The sequence below is a fragment of the Nostoc sp. UIC 10890 genome (assembly GCF_054786515.1).
On record NZ_JBSGKF010000100.1, the window covers coordinates 1 to 2,314 of the forward strand.

General features: G+C 36.5%; 3 protein-coding genes. All 3 read right to left on the reverse strand.

Annotated features, from left to right (window positions below; all coding sequences use genetic code 11):
- Positions 1–808: 808 nt before the first annotated feature.
- Positions 809–937, reverse strand: coding sequence for a hypothetical protein (locus tag ACWATR_RS39415; RefSeq protein WP_460345662.1), 129 nt, complete (start codon positions 935–937; stop codon positions 809–811).
- Positions 938–1,108: 171 nt separating this feature from the next.
- Entirely contained in the window at positions 1,109–1,786 is a 678-nt protein-coding gene (locus ACWATR_RS39420; protein WP_289794656.1) for a hypothetical protein, read from the reverse strand.
- 145 nt (positions 1,787–1,931) lie between these two features.
- The gene (locus ACWATR_RS39425) at positions 1,932–2,237 is read right to left on the reverse strand and encodes a hypothetical protein (protein ID WP_460345665.1); all 306 of its coding nucleotides are present in this window, start codon (positions 2,235–2,237) and stop codon (positions 1,932–1,934) included.
- Positions 2,238–2,314: the final 77 nt, after the last annotated feature.

Genomic DNA, 2,314 nt, shown 5'->3' on the forward strand with positions numbered 1-2,314 from the left:
ACCCTTAGAGCTTGATTTTACTTTCTCTATCTTGGTAATTTATTAAACAATTTTCTAATTTCCACTTGCAAAATAAATATAGTTTTTTATACACCAAAATATAGCTATTACTTAGAAGATAGCTTTTAAAGATATAATTCAGCGTGATCTCAAAATTTAAGTATGAAAAAAATATACAAACTTCTCAATTATTTCTTGCTTAATGCTAAATCAGTAGTAACATTCTTAATGTTTGCCATTGTGCTGATGTTTGTAGTTTGAGAGAGAAAGCTAAATTAGCATGGCAGCAACTTGATAATTTTATGCCTCCCTAATTTTTTACTCTCCTGTAGTTTTTCAATTTTGAGTGTGTTTTTGGTTCTAGCTATTATTTTTATTTAAAATAACTAGAACAAAGTGGATTACTCTCTGTGACTGAATTGGGCATCACTGTAGTTGGGTCGCAGTAGTACAGTGACACCTATATGGAGATCAAACTCATAAAGGAGAATTTAATTTTGTTTATATATAAGACTCCTATTTGATTTTTGAACAATCGAGCTGCCTAGAAGCTTGACATACAAAGCTTGACTTCTCAGTATACTGAGCAAGATTCAAGTAGGATTCCTATATAAAATAGATAATTTTGTATAGTGTTGTAGACGTTCTGCGTAATATTTAGCTTTAAGTTGGTTCTCTAACTCTTCCAATTTAGATGATTTTATAGGTTCTAAACCTAAATAATTATGATACGCCTCATTAGCTTCATTAAGAACACTATGAGATTAATATGATGTTTCGTTTTTAACCATAAACTCTATCAAGCTTTCTATAGTGTCACCCTGCCAAGAGTCTGAAATCTTCCTCTTTTAGTCGATGTGGCATCACTCCATAAATCACCAAAGGGTGCATCTTGATTTTTAAATTGTTTGAGCCATTCTCTAAAACTTATGGTCATTTTTCATTTCCCCCTAGTCGGTTGTTAGCCTGTTGGTATACCTATCAGAGCGATTCGCTCGTAACCATCACAGCCTACTGGTAGGTAAAGCAGCTTTACAAATAATCCTGTATTTCAGTATCTATATTTTGTGGCAGTAATGAAGTAAATTTTCCCATTTTGCTGGTTTTATTAGCCGATGGATATAATTTCATCGGTGTTTAAAACTTCAACTGTTGCGTTTGGACTGTTCATATCTGTGGTTTGTTCGAGTAGGCGTGTTGCTTCCTCAAGCAATGCGCTTGCGTTGTGAAGCAGTGTTCGCACTTGGGTTAACTTGTTCCGCCGTTCGATACCAAGTTGTGCTTCTATATACCGTGCATCATGCTGATGGCTGAGGTGAATTACCCGTACTTCTTGTTCTTTCTCTGAAGGTGCAAACATTGCGTTTTCGGCGGTTAGTTTATAGTACGAGTACGTACCACTCGGTCGTTTGACATTGTAGATGTGGAGTTCGCAACCAGGTGGCGCGATGTACTGTCCGTCGAAGTTGGTAAGTCCAGTACGAATATTATTTAATGTGGTGGCGATCGCCTCAATTGCGGGGATAACACTTAACGATTCTGGTGATTGCGGGCAACCGCGCCTCATCAGCATCATGATAGCGGCAGAACGACGGGTCAGGCGAATTTGTTCTTGATACTGGCGCATTTGTTCTTCCCGAATACGAACAAGTTCAAGTTCTTCATCGGGGCTTAGTTGAACCGCACTCCCACAGGTTTTGTAATTTAAGCAGTCGCCAGAGTCTATGCCTGGGTATTGCATCATACTGGCACAGTCAAATCCAAGTCCGCATTTTTTCTTGGGCATAGGTTACATCCTTTTATTCTAGTTACTTTTATAATTTAATATAGCTAGAACTAGGTACAGTTATTTCCTATGGGGTTATGGGCAAGATAAACGATATTAGGTTTAAGATTATTCTTATAAGTTTAAATTTTTCTCATCAATAGGCTCAAATAGCTATCATACAAACTTCTTGATGTCCGGCAACTGCTTGTTCCCAAGTTGAATATCTCCAGAATTTACCACTATATTCACCTCCAAAAACCATAGTTTCAAAAAGCTGTGGTTCTTGATTAGGAAAATTAGAATAATCCTTTCCTAAAAAGATGGTAGATACTCTTCCCCACGAAAAAGTATCTAAAGCTACTTGTATATTGTTCTCATTTTTCCGCCAATCAGACCATTGCTCAAGACTGCCGGGCTTAATAGGTTGTTTATTTTCATCTAATATATAAAGCTCATCGAGTAGATCCATGTAATTTATAAAATTTTGTGTCATAAGATAATCATCGGACAAACTTATGTGTATTGTGTACATTTTTTCACCTCAGT